Annotated in this window: 1 protein-coding gene and 1 pseudogene; both read right to left on the reverse strand. The window is 72.8% G+C overall.

The window, feature by feature from the left end:
- Positions 1 to 173 (reverse strand): annotated as a pseudogene (locus tag CH341_RS36265) (hypothetical protein); the annotation flags it as partial.
- A gap of 8 nt (positions 174 to 181) precedes the next feature.
- Positions 182 to 1,096 carry a formate dehydrogenase accessory protein FdhE gene (fdhE, locus tag CH341_RS31355; protein ID WP_111423611.1) on the reverse strand — a complete coding sequence of 305 codons (915 nt, stop codon included), beginning with the start codon at positions 1,094 to 1,096 and terminating at the stop codon, positions 182 to 184.
- Between the last annotated feature and the right edge of the window lie 161 nt (positions 1,097 to 1,257).

Below are 1,257 nucleotides of genomic sequence, written 5' to 3' on the forward strand. Positions count from 1 at the left end.
GCGCCGCCCGCGAGAGCGGCGCGTGTCTCGTCGAGCGCCGTCCGCACCGCCGCCACCGTGGCGGGCCGGCCGAACTGCGCGACCGCGACGGCGGCGCCGTCGGTGCGCAGCACCGCGTCGACCGAGGGAAGGCGGCGCATCGTCGCCGGAAGGGCCGTCGCTCGGGCCGTCATGGCGGGCCTCAGAAGCTCAGCATGAACGGGTCGACGCTCGCCCGCGTCAGCCCGGTCTCGCGCACCAGGAGGTCGAGCCCGAGCGTCGCGACGTCGTCGGCGACCGGGTCGAGCCAGGGCGCGCGGTCGCGGTACAGGACCTTGGCGTAGCGGCCGCAGGCCGAGCAGGTCTCCGCCTTCACGGTGCCGTCGCCGCCGTCCACCTCCTGATAGGTGATGCCCTTGGTGGAGCCGCAGGCCGTGCATCGGATGCGGACGTAGTTCCACCGCGTGCTGCACTGGGCGCAGACGCAGTAGCGCGCCGGATTGGCGCCGCGCAGCTCGTCGATCACCGAGACGACCGGCCGGCCGCCGCAGGCCGGGCAGACCGCGTCGCCGACCGCGACCAGCGCGCCCGGATCGAGCTGCGCGGCGAGGCGGGCGAAATGGACCTGCAGGGCGGCGGCGACCAGCACGTGCTCGGCGATCGCCTCGACCGGGATCGCGTCGGCCAGCACGGCCCGCATCATCACGATGCGGGCGTCCGCATCGGCGTCGGCGACCCGGCGCAGCGCGGCGCGGGCCTGGTCCGGCATCTCGCAGTCGGCGAAGACGGTGAGCAGGCGATCGAGCGTCGCCGTGCAGGCGGCGTCCGGGACGAAGCCCTGGCGGTCGAGCGGCGGCATGGCATGGGCGCGGGCGCGCGCCACCGCCTCGGCGGCGGGCGGCGTCACGGCGGGGAGATCCTGCTGGATCCAGTGCTGGGCGCTGGCCAGATCGGCCAGGAAGATCAGATAGGGTTTCAGGGGATGCCCCTCGGCCAGCGCGCGAAACCGGTCGCTGCGGCGCAGGAACAGCGCCTCGGGGTCGGGCGCCACGGCGAAGGGCGGAACCGCGATGGTGCCGAGATCGCCGAACGCACCACCGGAACCGACGTCACTCATCGCTCACCTCACGAACCGCACGGGCCACGTGACATATAGGCACTGACACGCAGAAAAGGACTGAACGAAACGACTGTTTACACCTCTCCGCGCATCCGGAGAGGTCGGTTCTCTTCACCTCCCCCTGGAGGGGGGAGGTCGCAATGCGTCGTCAGACGCAT

Origin of the sequence: Rhodoplanes roseus (genome assembly GCF_003258865.1) — a bacterium.
Taxonomy (GTDB): Bacteria; Pseudomonadota; Alphaproteobacteria; order Rhizobiales; family Xanthobacteraceae; genus Rhodoplanes; species Rhodoplanes roseus.